Here is a 20,819-nt window from a genome sequence, read left to right on the forward strand (position 1 = left end):
GATCCCATGGCCGCGGATCGCGAGAAACCGAAGGACGTGATCCTTGCCGCCTGCCAGGAGTACGGCGAGGACACGGTGATCGACTGGTGTGTCGCGTTCCTGACCGGCGAGATCGACGGGAAGGCGGCGTACGGCGTTGACTTGCCGAAGCTGATCGCGATCACGGGGAGTGCCAACCCAGGCGGGTGGTCCGCGCCGGTCGACCCGGTGAACTACTACTGGATCCGGGTCTGGGCCGCGCGGGTCTTCCTCTACGTCTGGCGTGACGACGTGGTCGATGCGCTGCTGGTCGCCGTGACCGATCCGGCCTGGCGAGTTCGCGAACACGTCGCCCGCATCACCGCCCAACGCGAGCTCGGCCAGCTCGCCGATGCGCTCGCGCCTGATCTGTCCCACGAGCTTCCCAGGGTCCGCGCCACCGCGGCACGCGCACTCGGTGCCGCGGGTGAGTCCGAACACGCCCAGGCGTTGAAGGACCTGGCCGACGACCCTGAATCCATAGTCCGCACGGCCGCAGCCAAGGCCCTGTCCCGATTGGAGCAGCGACTGGATCGCACGTTCGAGTGACGGCTTCCGCCGTTCGCGGGACGGGCACGTCGCCCCCCGCGGCCGGATCGGCCTCAGGCGGCTAGGGCGGCCTTCAGTTTCCCGGCGTACTCGGCGGCTTCGGCGTCGTCGGCGTACTTGGTCCGCGGCCAGAAGAACCCGCGCAGTCCGTCCCCCTTCGTCCGTGGCACCACGTGCACGTGAAGGTGAGGGACAGACTGCGACACAACGTTGTTGGCGGCAACGAACGACCCTTGCGCGTCGAACGCCGTACGCACGGCATCGGCCACCGACCGGGCCGCCCCGAACAAGGGCACCATCAGCTCGTCCGGCAGCTCGACCAGCGTCGGCACGTGCTCACGCGGCACCAGCAGCGTGTGCCCCTTGAAGACCGGCCGTACGTCGAGGAACCCGACGACCTCCGGTGTGTCGAGCACGATCTGGGCAGGCGTCGTACCGGCGATGATTGAGCAGAACAGACAGTCGGCCATCAGCCCAGCTTCTCGTCCAGGAAGCACCAGCGCCAATTCTCGCCCGGTTCGAAGCTGCGCATGACCGGATGTTTGGTCTGGTCGAAGTGCTTGCTGGCGTGCTTCGACACCGACGAGTCGCAGCAGCCGACGTGACCGCAGCCGAGGCAGAGCCGCAGGTGCACCCACGTGCCGCCGTCGGCGAGACACTCCTCGCAGCCGTCGGGCGTGTTCGGCGCGACAACGACCGGGGCCTGTTCGAGGTGCTCACACGCGCCACCCACCGGAATCTTGATGCGCAGGTCGTCCGACTGGCCGCCGACGTCGTCGTCCTCGTCGCGATCCAGGATCGACTCCTCGATGTCGAGCGAGTTCTGCGCCCGCTGCAGTACCTCGTCGGCGACCAGGCCGGCGTCGCGCACCTTCAGGATGTGTCCGCGTTCGGCCTCGAGCATGGCGATCCGCAACCTGCGGTAGGCCTCGCTCGGCGTCTCGTACACGCTCTCCGGCCGGCCGAGCCGCTCCCACGCAGCCTGCGCCCGGGACTCCCCGCGCTGCCGCAACAACGCGACCACCTCGGGCGGATCGTTCGACGTGACTAGCTCCTGCAGCTTCTCCTCCGCGGCGCGATGCGCACCCTGCAGTACGGCGGCCTCCTGCAGCGCGTCCTCCGCCGGATCCGGTCCCGGCAGGCGGAGTCGTCGTACCAGCCAGGGCAGAGTCGAGCCTTGCACGAGCAGCGTGCCCGCGGTCACCGCCAGCGCGATGAACACGAGGACCTCGCGGTGCGGCGTGTTCTCGGGGAGAGTGAAGACCGCGGCCAGCGTGACCACGCCGCGCATCCCCGCCCACGAGACGACCAGCAGAGCGCGACCGCTCACCGGTCCCGGTCGCGACGGACCGAGCATGCGGCGGGACAGATACGTGGTCGGGATGACCCAGATCGGCCGGAGCAGGATGACCGCGAGGAACACCGCGACGGTCGAGAGCGCGATCAGCCATCCTGGCAGCGGGCTGCTCGCCAGCTCGTCCAGGATCCAGCGGGTCTGCAGGCCGATCAGCAGGAAGACCGTGTTCTCGAGCAGGAACTGGAATGTTCGCCAGTTGGTCCGCTCCGAGATCCTCGACTTGGCCGACTGGATGATCGGTGCCTTGTGACCGAGCAACAGCCCAGTGACCACCACCGCCAGGACGCCGGACGCGTGGATGAAGTGGTTCTCCGCCGCGATGTAGGCGACGAACGGTGCCGTCAGGCTGAGCGTGGTGTCGAGCACCGGATCGGTGAACTGCTTGCGGAGCTTCGCCAGGACGAACGCCACGATCAGACCGATCGCGACACCGCCGCCGGCGGCGCGGAGAAAGTCGAGGCCGACGCCCAGGACGGTCGGCGCGACTGCTGCCGCGGCAACCGCCGTACGGAGGCAGACCAGTGCGGTCGCGTCGTTCACCAGGCTCTCGCCCTCGAGGATCGTGACGATGCGGCGGGGGAGTCCGACCCGCTTGGCGATTGCGGTCGCGGCGACGGCGTCCGGTGGGGCGACGACCGCGCCGATCGCGAAGGCAGCCCAGAACGGCAGCGGTTCCTGACCGTTCGCCTCGGCGACGGAGCCGAGCAGCCACCAGGCGACGAGGCCGACACCGAGCGCGGTGAACGCGACGAGACCGACCGACAGCAGGCCGATCGACCGGCGGTGCTTGGAGAAGTCGACCAGGCTGGTCTTGATGGCCGCCGAGTACAGCAGCGGTGGCAGGAACCCGACCAGCACGACCTCGGGGGCGAGCTCGATCCGGGGGATGAAGGGGAGATACGACGCCGCGATCCCGATGACCACGAGCAACAGGGGAGCCGAGATGCCGAGCCGCCGAGCCAGGGCGGCCCCGGCCGCGACCACGGCGACGAGGGCAACGACCTCTATCGCGATATGCACGCGCACAGTGTCGCAGTGCCGGGCGTTTTTCGGCGCCTGGTTCGCCGACGGCTGAGCGGGCCGCCGATCTGGAATCTGTCGGCTTCGTCGTTTAGCGTGTGCGCAACGGGTTCCAGCGATCACCGGGAGTGACTGATGCATCGTCGGGTTGTCGCGTTGGCTTCAGCGCTCGTTGTCCTCGGCACCTCCTTGGTGGCGCTCCCGGCTGCAGCGGCCGGTGTCGTCAACGGGTGTGTGGCCTCTGTCCCCGAGCCTGGTACGACGACACTCGTGCGGATCTGCTATTCGCTCTTCAAACCCGCTGATGCTTCGGCCGCCCACACCGTGCCGTTGATTTTCCACAGCCACGGATGGGGTGGCAGCCGGACCAAGGATCCGGCCGCGTTCAAGGCGTGGCTCGATGCGGGCTTCGGCGTCCTGAGTTTCGATCAGCGCAGCTTCGGTGAGAGTACGGGCGTCGCGCACGTGATGAACCCGGACTACGAGGGCCGCGACGTGGTGAAGCTCGTCGATCTGGTGGCCGGTCTGGATTGGGTGACGAAGCAACGACCTGGTGATCCGCTGATCGGGGCGATCGGTGGGTCGTACGGCGGCGGGTACCAGTTCGCCGGGGCGTTCACCGAGCTGCGGGACCGCGGCCGGACCCGGTTCGACGCGCTCGCGCCGGAGATCACTTGGTGGGACTTGAAGCAGAGCCTCGCTCCGGACGAGACTGCTCGGACGATGTGGTTGTCGCTGTTGTATGCGGGCGGTGGCAGTCATCTTCCGCCCGCGGTGCAGGCGGGTTTCCTTGCGTTGATTGCCACCGGCACTTGGCCGGCGGGCAAGGCCGGGCGCGAGCTGGACGCGTTCTTCGCGCACAACGGCCCGGCCTGGCAGGTTGCACAGGGACGGAAGCTCGACATCCCGGTGTTGTTCGGACAGGGGATCTCGGACAATCTGTTCAATCTCAACCAGGGGCTGGCGAACTTCGATCGCGCGCTGACCCCGCGGGCCCGGTCGCGGTCGATCTTCGTCGGCTACAACGGGGGTCACACGCTGCCGAGCGTCGTACCGCCGGGGTTCGCGACGCCGGGGGATCCGTGTTCGATCGCGCTGGGGGCGCCGACGTTCTCGGACCTGTCGGTGCGGTTCATGGCGCAGCAGTTGCTGGGGACGGCGAGTGGTCTGTCGGGGTTCGGTGCGTACCACCTGTCGACCGCGGACGGTCGTTGCCTGACGCAACGGAGTCTGCTGTCGAACAAGCGTTATGCACTGGGGAAGATCCTCGCCCCGACCGGGGCCGGGCTGCCGCTCAACCTGAAGATCGCCGCCGGGCCGCTGACTGTCACGGGCACGCCGCGGATCTCGGCGAAGGTCTACACCCTGGTCCCGCAGTCCTCGGCGTTCTTCGCGTTGAGTGTCGGCACGAACCCGCTCACCGCGAGAGTCGTGCAGAACAACACGATGCCGCTCCGGGAACAGCATGTCGCGAAGGGCGTCCGCCGTACGATCGAGCTGCCCGCGATCGCGGTCGACGTCCCCGCCGGGCAGAACCTGTACCTCACCGTGTCCCCACTGGCCGACATGTACGCCGGCCAACGGGCCCCACTCCCAGCCGCCCTGCTCCTGAAGAACGCCACGCTGAGCCTGCGCTCAGTGCATTAGCGGATCTTGTCGAGGTGCTGCTTGTACACGGTCAGGAACGGCTCCTCGGTGGCGACGGCGTCGACCAGCCAGTCGCACGTCTGGCGCGCGGTCGCGATCACGTCGGCCGGGTATCCGTACTTCACCTGGTGCTCGGCGAACTCGTCCTCGTCGTCGATGAGCACGGTCCCGTCCCGCCGCTTGATCACATCCAGATCCAGATCGATCATCGTGACCACATCGTCGGAAAACTCCACCGGCGTAGTGATATCGCAGTAGATCTCCGTCCACCGCGGCTCATCGTTGAAGATCGCCGTGAACCACTTGTCCCGCGGAAACAGCTGCACGACCGCTTGCTCCTGCCGAACCACCGGCTCATCCCCCCGCTGCGACACCGACCCAGCCGGCGCCCCCAACCACACCCCGAACTCGTCCTCCCCCAACCCCCGCATCCACTGATGCCAATGCAGCTTCTCGTCAAACTTCCGATAAACCACCCGAACATCACGCATACCCGCAACTTATCGCGCCGAAGTGCTACGCCCCGCAGGCACCTGGTCACAACCAATGTCAAAAGTGGCAATCTCCCCCGGGCCTGTTGACTAGACCGGTGTGCGTCGATCACTCCTAGTCCGCCCTCAACATCACTGAGTGGCGCACCTCGGGGGTGCTACGTCTACAGCCTGTCGTCGACGGCGCCGTCGTACGTTCGAACCGATGATCTGAACATCACCGCCAACGGCTACCTGTCCAGCTTCGCCATCTACGACTCGCTGCTCCGGTCGCGGCAGGCTCAGCAACCGGCTGCCGGCGGTGGACGGCTGCTCAGCGACACCCAGTACAACTCGCGCGGGCTTGCGGTCGTCAAGAATTCCGACCTCTGGGACTCCGGCGCACCTTCGGGGACGCTGGCGGAGGTCCCCGACGCGTCCACCCCGAACGAGACTCAGCTGACCTACGACGGTGCCGGTCGTGTGACCGTGTCGACCTTTGCCATCTCTGCGCAGACACAGTGGTCGACACGCACGCTGTACGGCGGGGATACCGTCACGACCCTGCCTCCCAACGGAGCTCCGGCCACCGCAGAGGTCAAGGACGCACGTGGCCAGGTGATCGAGCGTCGTGAGTACGACGGTGGCACCGTGACGCCGGGCTACATCGCCAGCAACTACAGCTACGACGCCGGCGGCCGGCTCATGCAGATGACCACTGCGGGGTCGACCTGGTCCTACGGTTACGACCTGCTCGGCCGAAAGATCAGCTCGATGGACCCCGACTCCGGGACCACGTCGTACGAGTACGACGATGCCGACCGGATCGTCTCGGTCACGAATGCCAATCAGAAGAAGCTGATCAACACCTACGACAACCTCGATCGGAAGACCGCCGTCCACGAGGGGTCGCAGACGGACGCCAACCTCCGGCTCACGTGGGACTACGACGTGACCGACAAGGGACAGCTGTACCAGTCGTCCCGCTACCCGGCCGGCAAGAGCGGTCCGGCGTACAAGTCGAAGATCTGGTCTCGCAACGAGCTCTATCTGCCCGAGAAGACGAGCGTGGTCATCCCTGCGCAGGAGGACGAGCTCGCCGGGACCTACGCGTCGGTGATCAGCTATGCGCCCGACGCGGAGACCGTCGACTCCACTTATGTGCCCGGTGGCGGGACGCTCGGAACGGAGACGCTGAAGTACACGTACAACCAGCTGGGTCAGCCGACGCAGATGCAGAGCGGCGACGCCATCTATGCGAACGACGTCAAGTACACGCCCCTCGGTGACCCGGAGCGGTACGAGCTGGGCAACAACCACGACATGGACATCATCAACACCTTCGAGCCGGGCACTCGGCGGCTGAAGGACACGCTGGCCGGTGATGTCACGATCGTTGCCAATCACCACTACACGTACGACGCAGCCGGGAACCTGCTCCAGGACAACAATCTGGCGGGGTCCAACGACTCACAGTGCTACGACTACGACGCACACCGGCGGTTGACCGCAGCCTGGACGCCGGAGAGTGCGAACTGTGCGACGGCACCTTCGATCGCCGGTCTAGGCGGTGCTGCTCCGTACTGGCAGTCATGGACATACACCGCCGACGGCCAACGGAAGACGCAAACCGACCACACCTCGACCGGAAACACCGTCGGCACCTACACGTATGACACGAGCCAGCCGCACACCGTCAAGTCAGTCGCTACGACTGGTGCCGCGCCGAAGCCAACCGCGACCTACGCGTACGACGACGCCGGTAACACAACGAGTCGACCTGACCCAACTGGCACCGGCCAGACGCTGGCGTGGGACGCGGAAAACAAGCTGCAGAAGCTCACGAACTCCGCGGGCGACACGTCGTACGTCTACGACGCGGACGGCAACCTGCTGCTGCGGAAGAGCCCCGGCAAGTCGACGCTGTACGTCGGGTCGCTCGAGGTCACCCTGGATACGACGACCAAGGCCCTGACGTCGAAGCGCGAGTACTCGATCGGTGGACAGGCGATTGCGGTTCGGTCGAGCACGACCGACCTGAAGTGGCTGGTCCCGGATCACCACGGGACGACCAGTGTGGCGGTCGATTCCAAGACGCTGGCCGTCACGACGCGGTACACGACTCCATTCGGGGAGTCTCGAGGCGCTGATCCATCCGGTTGGCCCGATGATCACGGCTTCTTGGGTAAGCCGCAGGACAAGTCGACGGGGCTGACGCATGTAGGTGCGCGCGAGTACGACCCGACGACGGGTCGGTTCCTCAGCGTCGATCCGCTGATGGACACCAGCGACCCGCAGCAGATGCTGGGCTACACCTACGGCAACAACAACCCATCCACGATGTCAGACCCCAGCGGCCTGCAGGTGAACAGCGACGACGGCAGCCACGGCGACGCCCCCGACACCCGAGTTCCCACGACACCCACGGGACCCGGCGCCAACACAGACGGCACGAACCAATCCACCACCGGCGGCGACCAGACCGGCGACTCCGGCGCCGGAGGCAACGACAACGACAACTCCAGCGGCGGAGGCGACGGCTCCTGGTTCAAGAAGACCGTCCACAGCACCGTGCACATCGTGGACCTCGGCAACAAGGCATGGAGTGACTACACCGCCGGTATTGGCGCCCAAGCCCTGGACACCGCCAAGGGTCTAGCGATCGGCGCATTCCAGCAAGCCAAGTGCATGGCAATCAGCGACTGCAGCGCCCAGATCGACATGGTGACGACCATCATCCGCAACCCTGGCTCGCTCTGGAACGCCATGGTCGAACCAGTAAAACAAGACTGGACCAACGGCCACCAGGCCAAAGCCTCCGGCCGAGTCACTTTCATGATCGCAGAAACCCTAGTAGGCACCAAGGGCGCCGGCCGCCTAGCCTCCACCGCCTCAGCCGCAACCCGAGCCGGCGAAGGTGCCGCCGCAAAGGCTGCGGCAAGTAGCGCTGCTGCCAAAGCTTCACAGGCCCCGGTAAAGATGCTTGAACGGACCGCTCCGAGTCCGGTGAAGCCTGCATCCGCGCTGGCGCGATGGGATGAATTCCTAGGGCCTGGAGAGCACACAAACCTGCATCCGCGAACGGGCCAGATGGACCCCGATCGGATCGTCTCGTCGGACGGCACCCGCAGTATCAGGTTCGGCGACCATGAGATGGGCAGCGCACCGACCAAGTTCCATTATCATGAGGAGACCTGGCAATATGATCCGATCGGCAACATGTGGAATGTCGATAATGTCCTGGTGAGAGTGCCTTTCCCGAAGGGGTCTTGGTAAAGTGCTTGGCAGAATTGTCGATAATGACGCCGTCCCCGGCGGCAGACTGGCCTTGGATACAGTAGTCGGTCGGCTGACCGGCTACTGGCGCGGACGAGAGTCCGTGGACGTCGATAAGACCGTCGATGTCGAGATCGATGTGCATCGGTCGTATGACGCTCGCAGCTTTGAGAAGGTGGCTGAATGCTCGCGAGGCTTCAGCGTTGAATCGGAGACCTTGACGGTAGTCTGCGGGATCGTCACTGAGGTTGACTTTCAGGACGTCCTGACCCTCGCCGTGGGGGAATCTTCGTTGAGGTTCGACGTCGAAGGCGATGTACCGATGGGCATCGAAGGCGCAACTGTGCGAGTTGTGGTGGATGACCTTGAGATCTATCCCACCGGAGTCTGATCTGCCCGGTCTAACGGGACGCACTTACGCCAACATGCGGGATTATCGCGAGGTTCTTCTGATCGCGCGGTTGGAGGCGATGTCGCCGGTTGCGAGGTCGGTCTTTGCTGGGCTGTGCGCGGAGCGACTTTGGCCTCTGTACTTGCGATTTGCCCGGGCCACCCACGCAGCAGGCGAGGAGCAGCTGGCCGCTGCCTTTCAGCATGGTTGGGACGCAGTACAGGGACTACAGGTAGATTTGGCGTCCGAACGTGAGTTCACGCAAGCATCGGTTCCTAGTGATGAGACGGATTGGACCCTCGAGAGCGGGTACGGACAAAGTGCAATCGCGTGTCTTGCATACTTCCTACGCACATGCACTACCGGCGATGTCCAGGAGGCAGTGTGGTCGGCGCGCCAAGTGTATGAAGCGGCAGATTATGCGGCGCAACATTCGCTCGCAGATCTCGACCTGAACTCGTTGGAATCCGAACAGGTCCTGTTGGCGCATCCTCTCGTACAAGCTGCCCTTGCTGGTATCGAGGCGGATCTCGCGGGTGCTGCCAGGGTGACATCGACAGATTGGACCGGCTTGCGCGAGCAGGTGCGTCGAGAAGCGATGGATTGGGCCGCGCAGATGCCGTAGGCAACGAACCAGGTCAGCGAAGGCAATGAAGATGCTGATGGTGGCCCGATACGACCGTGCGAAGCCCGCGTCGTTGAGCCGCTCACCGCATGGATCGTGAGCCTGACTTCGGGTTGCGGACGGACTCGGTTCGCTGGGTCCCGCGGGGGTGTCTTGTACCTGACAGAATCGGACTTGGTGTACTTCGAGTGACGTGAGGGGAGGGCGTCCTGGCGGGTGAGTGGGTTACAGTTTTGGGCGGACCATGACGGTTACGCTTACGTCGTACTTGCTCAGCCGTTGTGATGCGATGGTGAGTACGTCGCGAATTATCGCTGGAGGATCCTGTGAACAGTCGAGTCTGATTGTGATGGGGCGATCGGCGAGGTGCGGGTGGGCGGCGACGAGTCCGCCGTCGAGAGCGAACTGTGCATAGGTGTTGATCTTCGCCTGCAGTTGCTCGGCTTGGGTTTCGGGTTCTGTCCAAGTGTCCTGTTGGACTATTACCAGCAGGCCGTTCCCATCTTTGTCTTCGGCGATGAGATCAATCACTTCGGGTTCTTGGATGCCGGCCAACTCGGGGCCTCCTGTTGAGTGTGGTTGCGCGATGTTTGTGAACCGAAGGTCGGGGCGCGGCTCGCCTTGTGGCTGGGTCTCACGGCGACAATGCATGATATCGATGTCGATCTGTTGCCTTGGGGGACATGGTGTTCGAACGCTTCAGCGCCGAGTACGCACCTCGCCGTGATGAGGTTGCGGGGGCTGCTCCATGGCTTCCCGAGCGGCTTGTCGCGGTGGATGGGTGTGTCCGGTTCGCCGAGGAGTTTGCCGGAGCGTCGTTCGCTGCCGGCTTGTATCGCGTTCACGACGAGCAGACCGGTCCCGGAGCCCAGGCCTTGATACGCGAGGCCTTTCCTGAGTTGGCCGACAGGATCTGCCCGTTCGGTTACGACTGGCTGGGTCGTCAGTTCGCGGTCGATGCCGGGCGCTGTACTGATGGTGAGCCGCTGGTTCTGCTGTCGATGCAGCGCTGGCTATCGAGTTCTTCGACGACTGGGCCAGGAAGCACCCGGACACGCTGCCTCTACGTCGTGACGCGTGCGTCGGCTACCAAGTGCCGCTCTTCTTGGGCGGCCAAGACGTGACCGAGAACCTCGAGGTGTGCGACCTGGACGTCTATTGGTCGATGCGCGGCCAGCTTCGTCTGGCGGTCCGCGACCTACCGCCCGGGACATCGGTCAACGAGGTATCTGGAGGCAGTTGGTGATGGACGATGATCCGCCGGTTCTTTCGCTGGTCATCGCGATGGTGAAGGAGCTGGGGTGAAGGGGGCATTTCTCGTCTCGAACAATCCCGATGTTTGTCGTGAAGTATGGGCCGCACTTGTTGAGATGGGCGCGGCACCTTTTGAGGGTGCGGTGCAGTTGCGAGACGCTCACGATCGTCTGTTCACGATGTACTCGAGGACGGACCCAGCGAGCGAATGGGAGTGGCGCGAGGGTCCTTTTGTGATCCGTGGTGATGGGCATCCTCCTGACATGGCCGCAGCGACGGCGTGTTTGGTCGAGTGTCGCTGGGAAGGTATGTTTACTCGGATTGTCCATCAGTTGGCGTCAGACGTATCCCAACCCTTATGGGTTCTCGACGGTGATGGAGTTCTGTGGCCGGCATCGGAAGTCGACGAGCGGGAGATCCGGCTTTAGATCGAGATGGAAGACTCAGCGACCAGCTTGTTGACACCCGTAGGCGACCTGAACGGTACTTCCGGATAGCAGATGGTTGGTCGTGGCGGATTCTGAATCTGGGATCGACGACATCGTTGGTCTCTCCTTGGACCAAGGGCGCTCAATGGTTGGCCAGAGGCTGCGGTGTGTTGGGTACAAAGGCTTGGCCGACGTGCGTGAGCTGGTAGTGATCCATGAGGTGGATCAGGCTGTCGTCTTGTCCACTGCCTCGACGACGGTGGTGCTGGAGTGGCGCATTCGCAGCTACGACGAGTTTCTCGGTGTCGTGGATTCTCCTGACGAGGCTGCGACTGCGTCGATCGATGCCGTCGATGTGACTGCTCTGGAGCCGTGGAGTTCCTTGGTCGGATCATCAATCGTTGGGCTTGGTGTGGCAAACGCGGCAGTCTGAGACAGGAAGACTGTTGGTTTGGGCCGTTCGGATCGATTTCGATGGTGGCGGCAGCGTCGTCGTGGCGCTGGGGTGACCTGCGAGATGCTGAACCCAACTATCAGCCGGATGGTCTGCTGGTGATATCGGATCCGGACGTTGCACAGGCCTACCAAGTCCTCGGGTCACCCGAATCCGGCCTGGGGGAGGGATCTTCATCTGCAGGCTTGGAGGGATGGATAACCCTCTTCGGACTGGTCCCTGGTGGTGCGTGGAGGTCTGTGGTGGACGTTGTTGGGGCCGTTCGTGATGCCTACAGGGCTCGGTGGGGTGAGCCTTCTCGGCGAGCCGTGTTCCGTACAGGCTCGTACGAGATGACAGTCCTGAAGTGGGATGCCGCGGTGAACGGAGAAGGTATAGATCTTTACGCGACGCTCGGTGGCAGCGGCGAGGACATGCCGGGCGCCGAGCCGGGTCATCGAGTTGAGTATTTCGTCGGGCTGCAACCCGGTCGGGATGAGATCGCCTCGGCCTTGGCTGCGTTGGGGTTGTTTGCTCGTCGTGAGGGTGTCCTCGTGGATCACGGGCACACGATCCCGGCAGACGGACCGCTGTGGCCGGGAAGCGTCATGAAGACATTCCTTGTCCTGCGTCAGATCAGCGACGTTATGCCCGCGCTGTCGCTGCCCGGCCACCTTCACGTCGACTTCCTCCAGGCTGTTCCGATTTTCGACTCCGAGCGCAGCTTCAAGATCGCCAACGGCCTTGAGGCGTTGCTGCGGCGCTGGGAGCAGCGCAAAACCCCGTTTTGGGACCCGACTCGTCGAGATGGGCGCCTGGATGGTTGAAAGCGTGTCGGACCACCTCGGCCGAGGCGAAGTACGTCGCAGACCACGACTGGGGACGTGTTCGAGGATCGATTGGTTGAGCAGGACCCAGACCTGACCACAGTCGTTCGCAAGCCAATGGTTCTGTAGCCACGGGCGTGGTGTGGTGTGAGGGGTCGACGCGGGCGGTAGCCCGCAGGGGATGTACCGGCGATGAGCCGGGGGGTGGGCGGGAGCGCGCGTAGTGGGCGCGACGGAGGAGCGACCGCTGTAGCACGCGGGGGAGGGCTACAGGGAGCGGATTTGTTCTAGGTAGGGCTTGTAGGCGGTGGTGAAGGGTTCGGTGGTGGTGATTGTGGCGGCTAGGTGGGCGCAGACGGCTTCGGCGGTGGCTACTACCTGGGGTGGGTAGTTGTATTTGAGTTGGTGGGTTTGGAACTCGTCCTCGTCCATGACTCGGATGGTGCCGTCTCGCATCAGGCGGATGTCCAGGTCGAGGTCGATCGTGGTGACGGTGTCTACGCCGAATTCGGCGGGCATGGTGATGTCGCAGTAGATGGCGGTCTGGTGGGGGTCGTCGTTGAACAGGGCGCTCCACCACTGGCCGCGGGGGAAGAGGCGGACTCGGTGGTGGTCGATCGTGGTCCAGCTGCCGTCGGCGCGTTGGCCTTTGGTGCCGGGCAGGGATCCGACCCACAGGCCGTGTTCGTCCTCGCCGAGCCGGATGGCCTCTACCAGGCGATGGGGCTGTCCGTCGTACTTCCGGAACAGCGTGGTCACCAGCTCCATGAGGTCACTCTAAGGCTGACCACGAACAAATTACGCTCAGTGAGCGTCCCAGCGTGTGAGATTTCTCCGGGCAGTGTCTCCGGGTTCGGTATCCGGGGTCGGCGTGAATAGACTCAAGTGTTCGAGGACGACCTGCGGGAGGAGCTCGATGCGCGTGCTGGAGACGGTCGGAGGGCCGGCGGACCTCAAGAAGCTGACCGGTCAGCAGCTCACCGATCTCGCCGCCGAGATCCGGGACGTGCTGGTCGAGACGGTGTCACGCACCGGCGGCCACCTCGGGCCGAACCTCGGGATGGTCGAGATCACGCTCGCCATGCACCGGGTCTTCGACTCACCCACGGACCGGCTCATCTTCGACACCGGCCACCAGACGTACGTCCACAAGCTGCTCACCGGCCGGGCGCCGAAGTTCGACACGCTGCGTCAGCAGGGTGGCCTGTCCGGTTACCCGAGCCAGGCCGAGTCCGAGCACGACATCGTCGAGAACAGCCACGCGAGCACGAGCCTCTCGTACGCCGACGGCCTGGCCAAGGCCTACCGCCTCCGCAAGGAGGACCGGCACGTGGTCGCGCTGATCGGCGACGGCGGCCTCACCGGTGGCATGGCCTGGGAAGCGCTGAACAACATCGCCGCGGCCAAGGACCTCAAGCTCGTCATCATCGTCAACGACAACGGCCGCTCCTACAGCCCGACCGTCGGTGGCCTGGCCACGCACCTGACCAGCCTGCGCACGAACCCGCGGTACGAGAAGATCCTCGACCTGATCAAGAAGAACCTCGGACGTACGCCGTACGTCGGCCCGCCGATGTATGAGGTCCTCCACGGGGTGAAGAAGGGCCTGAAGGACATGCTCGCCCCGCAGGGCATGTTCGAGGACCTCGGCCTCAAGTACGTCGGTCCCGTCGACGGTCACGACCGTCAGGCGATGGAGGACGCGCTGCGCAACGCGAAGGCGTTCGGCGGCCCGGTGATCGTGCACGCGGTGACCCAGAAGGGCTTCGGGTACGCCGCTGCCGAGCAGGACGAGGAGGACAACTTCCACCAGATCCGCCCGGCGAACAAGCCCCGCGGCTGGACCGATGTCTTCGCCGACGAGCTGATCCGGATCGGTCATCGCCGTCCGGATGTGGTCGCGATCACTGCCGCGATGCTGCACCCGACCGGCCTGGCCCGGTTCGCGGAGGAGTTCCCGGACCGCACCTTCGACGTCGGTATCGCCGAGCAGCACGCGGTGACGAGCGCGGCCGGCCTCGCGATGGGCGGCATGCACCCCGTCGTCGGCCTCTACGCCACGTTCCTCAACCGGGCCTTCGACCAGTTGCTCCTCGACGTCGCGTTGCACAAGTGTGGCGTCACGTTTGTGCTCGACCGGGCCGGCGTCACTGGTGATGACGGCGCGAGCCACAACGGCATGTGGGACATGTCGATCCTCCAGGTCGTCCCCGGCCTCCGGCTCGCCGCGCCGCGCGACGGCAAACGTCTGGAGGAGCTGCTGGACGAGGCAGTGGACGTGTCGGACGCCCCGACCGTCCTGCGGTTCGCCAAGGGCGAGGTGTTCCCGGACATCGACGCGATCGACCGGATCGGCACGATGGATGTGCTGAAGCGGTCGGGCACCGACGTCCTCGTGGTCGGCATCGGCGCGATGGCCGCGACCGCGATGGAGGTCGCGCAGCGGCTGGAGGCGCAAGGCATTGGCGTCACCGTCGTGGATCCGCGGTGGATCAAGCCGGTCGACCCGAAGCTGGTCGAGCTGGCGCCGGAGTTCAAGCTCGTGGTCACGATCGAGGACAACGGTCGTGCCGGTGGCTGCGGGTCGATGATCGCGCAAGCGCTCCGGGACGCCGACGTGACGACGCCGGTCCGCGACTTCGGGATCCCGCAGAAGTTCCTCGAGCACGCCAAGCGGGCCGCCGTACTGCAGGAGATCGGGCTGACCGGGCAGCAGGTGGCGCGTGACATCACCGAGCTGATCGCCCGGCACCAGAGCGATGCCTTCAGCGAACCGGATCCGGCCGGCGGCCGCGGCAACGGCTAGTCCAGCACCAGAGCGCCGATCCCGTGACCGAGGCAGGACGTCACAGTGCGCCGCCGCGCAGCAGGCACTCTGCGGCACGACGGCCTAGCCGGCTGTGGCCGTTGCTGCTGTCGCTCGCGCTCGTGGCCGCCGCGGTCGGCGGGGGACTGGCCCTGCACCAGTCCAGCGAGCGTGCCGACGGCGCCGCCACGACAGCGCCCAGTACGCCGGCCATCGACCTCGCAGCCCGTGCCGCAGCCGTCGACAAGCTCTTGAAGAAACGCGCCCAGGCAGTACTCACCGACAACGCGAAAGAGTTCATCGCCGACGTCGACCCGAGCAACAAGGCGCTCGTCGCCCGGCAGCGGACCCTGTTCACGAACCTGCGCCAGTTCGGCTTCGCCAGCCTCGCCTACGAGCAGTTGTCCCAGCAGTACGACGACACGATCACCCGCAAATACGGCCCGTCGACGTACCTGGTCGCGGTCGTGATGGCCTACCAGATCCGCGGCATCGACATGGGCCCGGTCCGCGCGATGCTCGGCTACACGTTCACCGAACGGCCCAACGGCCAATGGATCCTGGTCTCCGACACCGATCTGGACAAGCGGCTGCCGCGCGGATCACACCAAGAGGCGTGGGACACGGGCGAGGTGCTGGTCAAGCGCGCGCCGAGGGTCCTCGTGGTGGTCGAGAAGGGTCAGGAGGCGCTCGCGGCCAGGCTGGTCGGCATGGCGAGCAGTGCGGTGAAGGCGGTCACCAAGAGCTGGCCCGGCAACTGGAACGGCGCCGGCGTGGTGATCGCGCTCGACGACAAGATCGTCCGCGGGGCCGACTACACCCAACCCAAGAACGCCGAGGACGCGCTGGCGATGGCGACCTGGGTCTATCGCACCCTCCCCGGCGAGGCGACCAGCGAAGGCCAACGGGCGGATTCGTACGTCGTCATCAATCCGCACAACCGGGACAAGGTCGACGCTCGGACGCTGGCCCACGAGTTCACTCACGTCGCGACCGCGCCGTACGGGCCGTATGCCCCGCGCTGGATGGTCGAGGGTGCGGCGACGTACATCGAGTTCCTGCCGATGGACGGTGCGAAGCCGCTGGCGCTGGAGCAGTACAAGCGCGACATCCAGGCGAAGTACCTGAGCAAGGCCAAGACTCTGCCCGCCGACGCGACCTTCTTCGCGCACGCCGACAGCTCCTATCCGCTGTCCTGGCTGGCCGTCGAGTACCTCTTCAACCGGTACGGCGACATCGAGGTCAGCACGCTCTACCAAGAGCTCGCGTACTCCGGCTCGACCCAGGCCGAGCGGGACCGGATCATGCTCGAACACATCAACATGACCGAGGCAGGACTGCTCCGAGCCCTCAAGGCCGCAGCGGCGGCGTGAGCCCGTGTAGGGTAGCCGGGCGATTGTCGGGTACTCGGAGGGGAACGACCCGAAGTGAGTGCGAGCACGCCCAAACCCGGACCGCCCAGCGCCGGAGGGGCTAGCGCAGGACCACGCCGTTGGCTGGGCTTGCTGGTGGCGGTAGCGCTGGTCTCCGGCGGCGTTGTGTACACCGTTGAAGAGCGGGAACGCGACGCCCGGGACAGACCGGTCGCCGCGCTGACCCCGAGCATTACCCCCGGGCCGTCCCGCAGCGCGACCGCGATCACCGCGCGGCGGGTCGCGATCGACACGATCCTGCTCCGCCGCGCCCAGGCCGTGCAGACCGGGAACGAGCCGCTGTTCCTGGCCGACGTCGATCCGGTCAACAAGAGGCTGATGGCCGCGCAGAAGATCCTCTTCGCGAACCTGGTCGAGCTCGGCTTCAGCGAGATCGGCTACAGCCAGGCCGAGGAGCGGTTCGACCCCGCGGTCCTGAAGGCTCACGGGCGTACGACGTACCTCGTCCGCGTCCTGATGCGCTACCAGATCCCGAAGGTCGACCAGACGCCGGTCACCACCGAGCTCGGCTACACGTTCGTCAACCGGGCCGGCCACTGGGTCCTGACCGACGACGACGATCTCGACCAGGATCTCGGTCCGGGCGCGCATCAGGAGGCGTGGGACCTCGGCCGGATCGAGGTGCACCGCGCGCCACGCGTGCTGGTCGTGGTCGAGAAGGGCGACAGCAAGCGCGGTCGTGCGATCGCGACCGCGGCCGGCGAGGGTCTGGCCGAGGTGTCGGCGTACTGGCCGCGGAAGTGGCGTGGCTCGGTGCTGGTCATCTCGCTGAGCAAGACCGATGTCCGCGATGCGCGCTTCGCCGACGAGGACATCGAGTCGGCCGCGAGCTCGGGCGCGACGTTCTCCTCGCTGCCCGGACAGGACACCGCCGACGGTACGGTCGCCGGCGCTTACATCGTGATCAACCCGAACGAGCGTGACCGCGTTGACGAGATCCTGCTCTCGCACGAGATCACCCACGTCGCCACCGCCGACCTGGGCGGCTACGAACCACTCTGGCTCGCCGAGGGCGCCGCCGAGTACGTGTCCTGGCGCGGGATCGAGGCGATCAGCGGGCCGGGCGAGGTCGGCAAATGGGAGCAGGAGGTCATCGACGACGCGCTGCCGACGCTGAGCGCGCTGCCGACCGACGCCGGCTTCTACTCGAACTCCGCCGACGTGTACGGCGTCAGCTGGCTCGCCGTCCGCTATCTCGTCAAACGGATCGGGCTGGCGGGGGTCGAGGACCTGTACGAGGACATGGCGGCGCACGGCTTCGACCAGGCATCCCGGGATCGGATCCTGGTGACGCGGACCGGCCTGACCGAGGCGACATTGTGGACGTCACTTCAGTCGTATCACCCGCAACGCTGAGTGGCGGATTGACCTCAGGTGGTCAGGGAGGCAATCTCGAATGGTTCCGTCCATTCGAGGAGGCGCAGATGAGTCTTGTCCGGAAGAAGACGATCGAGCAGTCCATTGCGGACACCGACGAACCGGAGTACCAGCTCAAGAAACGTCTCACCGCGGTCGACCTGACCGTGTTCGGTATCGGCGTCATCATCGGCGCCGGCATCTTCACCCTGACCGGCCGCGCGGCCAAGCTGTACGCCGGCCCAGGGATCGCGATCTCGTTCGTGTTCGCCGCGATCTGTTGCGGGCTGGCCGCCCTGTGCTACGCCGAGTTCTCGTCCACGGTCCCGGTGTCGGGGTCGGCGTACACGTTCTCGTACTTCTCCCTCGGCGAGATCTTCGCCTGGATCATCGGCTGGGACCTGCTGCTCGAGCTGATGCTCGGTGCGAGCGTGGTCGCCCAGGGCTGGTCGACGTACGCCGTGCTGTTCCTCGATCAGATCGGGTTGGGCTGGCCGTCGTCGATAGGTCCGGACAGTCATGTGAACGTCCTGGCGATGCTCCTGGTTCTGGTGCTGGCCACGTTGGCGACGATCGGCATCAAGGAGTCGCTGCGGGTCAACCTGGTGCTGGTCGGGATCAAGCTGTTCGTTGTGCTGTTCGTGATCGTCGCGGGCCTGTTCTACATCAAGGGCTCGAACCTGTCGCCGTTCGTTCCGCCGGGTGTGCCGTCGCCCGACGCGCACGTCGACCTCACCACTCCGCTGATCCAGGCGATCTTCGGAGTCCCGTCGACGTTCGGAGTGATGGGTCTCGTGTCGGGTGCCTCGCTGGTGTTCTTCGCGTTCATCGGGTTCGACGTGGTCGCGACCACGGCCGAAGAGGCGAAGAACCCGCAGCGCGACCTGCCCCGCGGCATCATCGGCTCGCTGGCCATCTGCACGGTGCTCTATGTGCTGGTCTGCATCGTGATCACCGGCATGGTGAAGTACACCGACATCAACGGCGAGGCCGCGCTGGCCGAAGCGTTCCGCTCGGTCGGTCGTGGCGGGTTCGCGACGCTGATCTCGGCGGGCGCCGTCGCCGGTCTGACCACGGTGGTGCTGACGCTGATGATCGGCGCCGCGCGGGTCGTGTTCGCGATGAGCCGTGACCACCTGATGCCGCGTCAGCTCGGCAAGACGCACCCGAAGTGGGGTACGCCGTACCGCCTGACCATCGGGATCGGCATCGTCGTCGCGATCGTGGCCGGGGTCACGCCGATCGGGAAGCTCGAGGAGATGGTGAACATCGGCACCCTGGCCGCGTTCACGCTGGTCTCGATCGCCGTACCGCTGCTGCGCAAGAGCCGGCCGGACATCCAGCGCTCGTTCCGCGTCCCGTGGAACCCGGTGATCCCGATTCTGGCCGCGGTCATCTGCATCTACCTGATGCTCAACCTGTCGCTGGAGACCTGGATCCGCTTCCTGGTCTGGATGGTGCTGGGCTTCCTCATCTACGCCCTCTACGGCTACCGCAGGAGCCGGGTTGGCATCGAGGAGCGCACCGGCGAGGTCACCAAGGCCTGATGCGATCGGCCCTCGGGATGGTCGGCAGACGATAAGATCGGCCGACCATCTCGAGGGAGCTCCATGAACCACCCGAAACGCCTGTACGCGGGCGTTGCCGTGCTCGCGCTTGCCGTGACGGCGGGTGTGGTCGCCGTCCGGTCGGACCACGGCGGGGCTCGTGGTGGGAGTGCCGCGGCGGCCGGGGTCGCGACTCCTGGGGTGCTTACCGATGCGCAGAAGAAGGCCCGCAAGGCCCAGATCGATCTGGTGCTGGCCGGGCGGGCGACGGCCGTACTGAAAGGCGATCTGCGCGGGTTTCTCGCGGCGGTCGATCCGAAGCAGCCGGCGTTGGTTGCGCGGCAGCGGTTGCTGTTCACGAACCTGCGGAAGTTCGGTTTCACGAAGCTGACGTACCTCGCGGCCGACGAGCGTCAGGTGCCGGAGCTGACGAAGTACGGGCCGGGCGCGTTCACAACCCGCGTCATGATGCGGTACCAGCTGGCCGGGCTGGACGCGAAGCCGGTGCAGACCGATCTCGGATACACCTTCGTCCGGCGTGGAGACGCCTGGATCCTGGTCGAGGACAGCGCGATCGACGCCGAGCTGAGTCGCGACGGGCATCGGCAACCGTGGGACTTCGAGGAGGTCGCGGTGGTCCGCCGCGGCAAGGTCGTCGTGGTGGTCGACCAGCGCGAGCGCGCGCTCGGCCAGAAGATCGCGCAGGTCTCGCAGGGTGCGGTCGACGCCGTCCGACGGCACTGGCCGCGACCGTGGAACGGCGCCGTCATGGTGGTCGCGATGGCCGAACCGCGGGTGATGGCAGTCCTGTGGAGCTCGGGCTCCGGGGCCGGATGGACGATCGCCGCGAAGGCCGTCACCTTGTACGACGGAGAGCCCGTCGGGCCCCGCCGTACGACGCCGGTCAGCAGCCGGATCGTGGTGAACCCTGCCGTCCGCAAGCAGCTGGACAAGGATCTGCTGGCGCACGAGATGACGCATGTCGCGACGACCCCGATCGGGAGCTACGTGCCGATCTGGCTGGTCGAGGGGCTCGCAGAGTACGTGCGCTGTGCGTCGATCGAGGACGATCCGCAGTGGACCGTGGATCCTTACCGCAAACAGGTCCGCACCAAGTACCTGCCCGGGATGAAGGTCCTCCCCGCCCAGGCCGAGTTCGACGCAGACGGCGACCGCGCCTACGGCCAGAGCTGGTGGATCACCTCATACCTGGAGTCCAAACTCGGCGAGAAGGGCCTAGCGTCCCTCTACACCGACCTCGCCCAACACAACACGTCAGCCACCGCATACACAACAATCCTGAAGAAGCACACCGGCAAGACCCCAGCCGAGCTGGTCACAGCCGCGAAGAAGTACAAGGGCTGAAACGTGGTGGGCTGGGG

19 protein-coding genes are annotated in these 20,819 nt (G+C 65.6%); 14 read left to right on the forward strand and 5 right to left on the reverse strand.

Going from position 1 to position 20,819, the window contains the following annotated elements; translation table 11 throughout:
- The first annotated feature begins 6 nt into the window (after window positions 1–6).
- The gene (locus tag ACWF4Z_RS00520; protein WP_452240750.1) at window positions 7–567 is read left to right on the forward strand and encodes a HEAT repeat domain-containing protein; all 561 of its coding nucleotides are present in this window, start codon (window positions 7–9) and stop codon (window positions 565–567) included.
- Window positions 568–620: 53 nt separating this feature from the next.
- Here ACWF4Z_RS00520 and ACWF4Z_RS00525 read toward each other — a convergent pair whose 3' ends face one another.
- Window positions 621–1,037: an HIT family protein gene (locus ACWF4Z_RS00525; RefSeq protein ID WP_452240751.1), complete on the reverse strand. Its 417-nt coding sequence runs from the start codon at window positions 1,035–1,037 to the stop codon at window positions 621–623.
- Entirely contained in the window at window positions 1,037–2,944 is a 1,908-nt protein-coding gene (locus ACWF4Z_RS00530) for a Na+/H+ antiporter (RefSeq protein ID WP_452240752.1), read from the reverse strand. Before ACWF4Z_RS00530 ends, ACWF4Z_RS00525 begins: the two co-directional genes overlap by 1 nt.
- A 135-nt stretch (window positions 2,945–3,079) precedes the next feature.
- On the opposite strand from ACWF4Z_RS00530, the gene ACWF4Z_RS00535 reads away from it, so the two are divergent.
- Entirely contained in the window at window positions 3,080–4,591 is a 1,512-nt protein-coding gene (locus tag ACWF4Z_RS00535; RefSeq protein WP_452240753.1) for a CocE/NonD family hydrolase, read from the forward strand.
- Here ACWF4Z_RS00535 and ACWF4Z_RS00540 read toward each other — a convergent pair.
- Window positions 4,588–5,082: a DUF402 domain-containing protein gene (locus ACWF4Z_RS00540; RefSeq protein WP_452240754.1), complete on the reverse strand. Its 495-nt coding sequence runs from the start codon at window positions 5,080–5,082 to the stop codon at window positions 4,588–4,590. The genes ACWF4Z_RS00535 and ACWF4Z_RS00540 overlap by 4 nt on opposite strands.
- Before the next feature lie 462 nt (window positions 5,083–5,544).
- On the opposite strand from ACWF4Z_RS00540, the gene ACWF4Z_RS00545 reads away from it, so the two are divergent.
- The 3 genes from ACWF4Z_RS00545 to ACWF4Z_RS00555 all read left to right on the forward strand — a co-directional run bounded on the left by ACWF4Z_RS00545 (window position 5,545) and on the right by ACWF4Z_RS00555 (window position 9,353).
- Window positions 5,545–8,337, forward strand: coding sequence for an RHS repeat domain-containing protein (locus ACWF4Z_RS00545; protein WP_452240755.1), 2,793 nt, complete (start codon window positions 5,545–5,547; stop codon window positions 8,335–8,337).
- A gap of 103 nt (window positions 8,338–8,440) precedes the next feature.
- Entirely contained in the window at window positions 8,441–8,728 is a 288-nt protein-coding gene (locus tag ACWF4Z_RS00550; RefSeq protein ID WP_452240756.1) for a hypothetical protein, read from the forward strand.
- Between the two features lie 34 nt (window positions 8,729–8,762).
- Window positions 8,763–9,353: a DUF416 family protein gene (locus ACWF4Z_RS00555; protein ID WP_452240757.1), complete on the forward strand. Its 591-nt coding sequence runs from the start codon at window positions 8,763–8,765 to the stop codon at window positions 9,351–9,353.
- A gap of 225 nt (window positions 9,354–9,578) precedes the next feature.
- Here the strand turns inward: ACWF4Z_RS00555 and ACWF4Z_RS00560 are convergent, their stop codons facing one another.
- Window positions 9,579–10,004, reverse strand: coding sequence for a DUF6572 domain-containing protein (locus ACWF4Z_RS00560; RefSeq protein ID WP_452240758.1), 426 nt, complete (start codon window positions 10,002–10,004; stop codon window positions 9,579–9,581).
- A 32-nt stretch (window positions 10,005–10,036) separates the two neighbouring features.
- On the opposite strand from ACWF4Z_RS00560, the gene ACWF4Z_RS00565 reads away from it, so the two are divergent.
- From ACWF4Z_RS00565 to ACWF4Z_RS00580, 4 genes are all read left to right on the forward strand, one after another.
- Window positions 10,037–10,477, forward strand: coding sequence for a hypothetical protein (locus tag ACWF4Z_RS00565; RefSeq protein ID WP_452240759.1), 441 nt, complete (start codon window positions 10,037–10,039; stop codon window positions 10,475–10,477).
- Window positions 10,447–10,599: a hypothetical protein gene (locus ACWF4Z_RS00570; protein WP_452240760.1), complete on the forward strand. Its 153-nt coding sequence runs from the start codon at window positions 10,447–10,449 to the stop codon at window positions 10,597–10,599. Before ACWF4Z_RS00565 ends, ACWF4Z_RS00570 begins: the two co-directional genes overlap by 31 nt.
- Before the next feature lie 620 nt (window positions 10,600–11,219).
- Window positions 11,220–11,468: a hypothetical protein gene (locus ACWF4Z_RS00575; RefSeq protein WP_452240761.1), complete on the forward strand. Its 249-nt coding sequence runs from the start codon at window positions 11,220–11,222 to the stop codon at window positions 11,466–11,468.
- 353 nt (window positions 11,469–11,821) lie between these two features.
- Window positions 11,822–12,295 carry a suppressor of fused domain protein gene (locus ACWF4Z_RS00580; protein ID WP_452240762.1) on the forward strand — a complete coding sequence of 158 codons (474 nt, stop codon included), beginning with the start codon at window positions 11,822–11,824 and terminating at the stop codon, window positions 12,293–12,295.
- Window positions 12,296–12,562: 267 nt separating this feature from the next.
- On the opposite strand, the gene ACWF4Z_RS00585 is transcribed toward ACWF4Z_RS00580, so the two are convergent.
- A complete protein-coding gene (locus ACWF4Z_RS00585; protein ID WP_452240763.1) occupies window positions 12,563–13,063 on the reverse strand; it encodes a DUF402 domain-containing protein in 501 nt (166 codons plus the stop codon).
- A 148-nt stretch (window positions 13,064–13,211) separates the two neighbouring features.
- On the opposite strand from ACWF4Z_RS00585, the gene dxs reads away from it, so the two are divergent.
- The 5 genes from dxs to ACWF4Z_RS00610 all read left to right on the forward strand — a co-directional run bounded on the left by dxs (window position 13,212) and on the right by ACWF4Z_RS00610 (window position 20,802).
- Window positions 13,212–15,101, forward strand: coding sequence for a 1-deoxy-D-xylulose-5-phosphate synthase (gene dxs / locus ACWF4Z_RS00590; RefSeq protein ID WP_452240764.1), 1,890 nt, complete (start codon window positions 13,212–13,214; stop codon window positions 15,099–15,101).
- A gap of 101 nt (window positions 15,102–15,202) precedes the next feature.
- The gene (locus ACWF4Z_RS00595) at window positions 15,203–16,474 is read left to right on the forward strand and encodes a hypothetical protein (RefSeq protein ID WP_452240765.1); all 1,272 of its coding nucleotides are present in this window, start codon (window positions 15,203–15,205) and stop codon (window positions 16,472–16,474) included.
- Window positions 16,475–16,609: 135 nt separating this feature from the next.
- Window positions 16,610–17,890 carry a hypothetical protein gene (locus ACWF4Z_RS00600; protein ID WP_452240766.1) on the forward strand — a complete coding sequence of 427 codons (1,281 nt, stop codon included), beginning with the start codon at window positions 16,610–16,612 and terminating at the stop codon, window positions 17,888–17,890.
- A 68-nt stretch (window positions 17,891–17,958) separates the two neighbouring features.
- On the forward strand, window positions 17,959–19,437 hold the full coding sequence (locus ACWF4Z_RS00605; protein ID WP_452240767.1) for an APC family permease: 1,479 nt from the start codon (window positions 17,959–17,961) through the stop codon (window positions 19,435–19,437).
- Between the two features lie 63 nt (window positions 19,438–19,500).
- Complete coding sequence (locus ACWF4Z_RS00610; protein WP_452240768.1) at window positions 19,501–20,802, forward strand: hypothetical protein; 1,302 nt, start codon at window positions 19,501–19,503, stop codon at window positions 20,800–20,802.
- The last annotated feature ends 17 nt before the right edge of the window (window positions 20,803–20,819 follow it).

The organism is Kribbella sp. NPDC055071 (genome assembly GCF_053608045.1).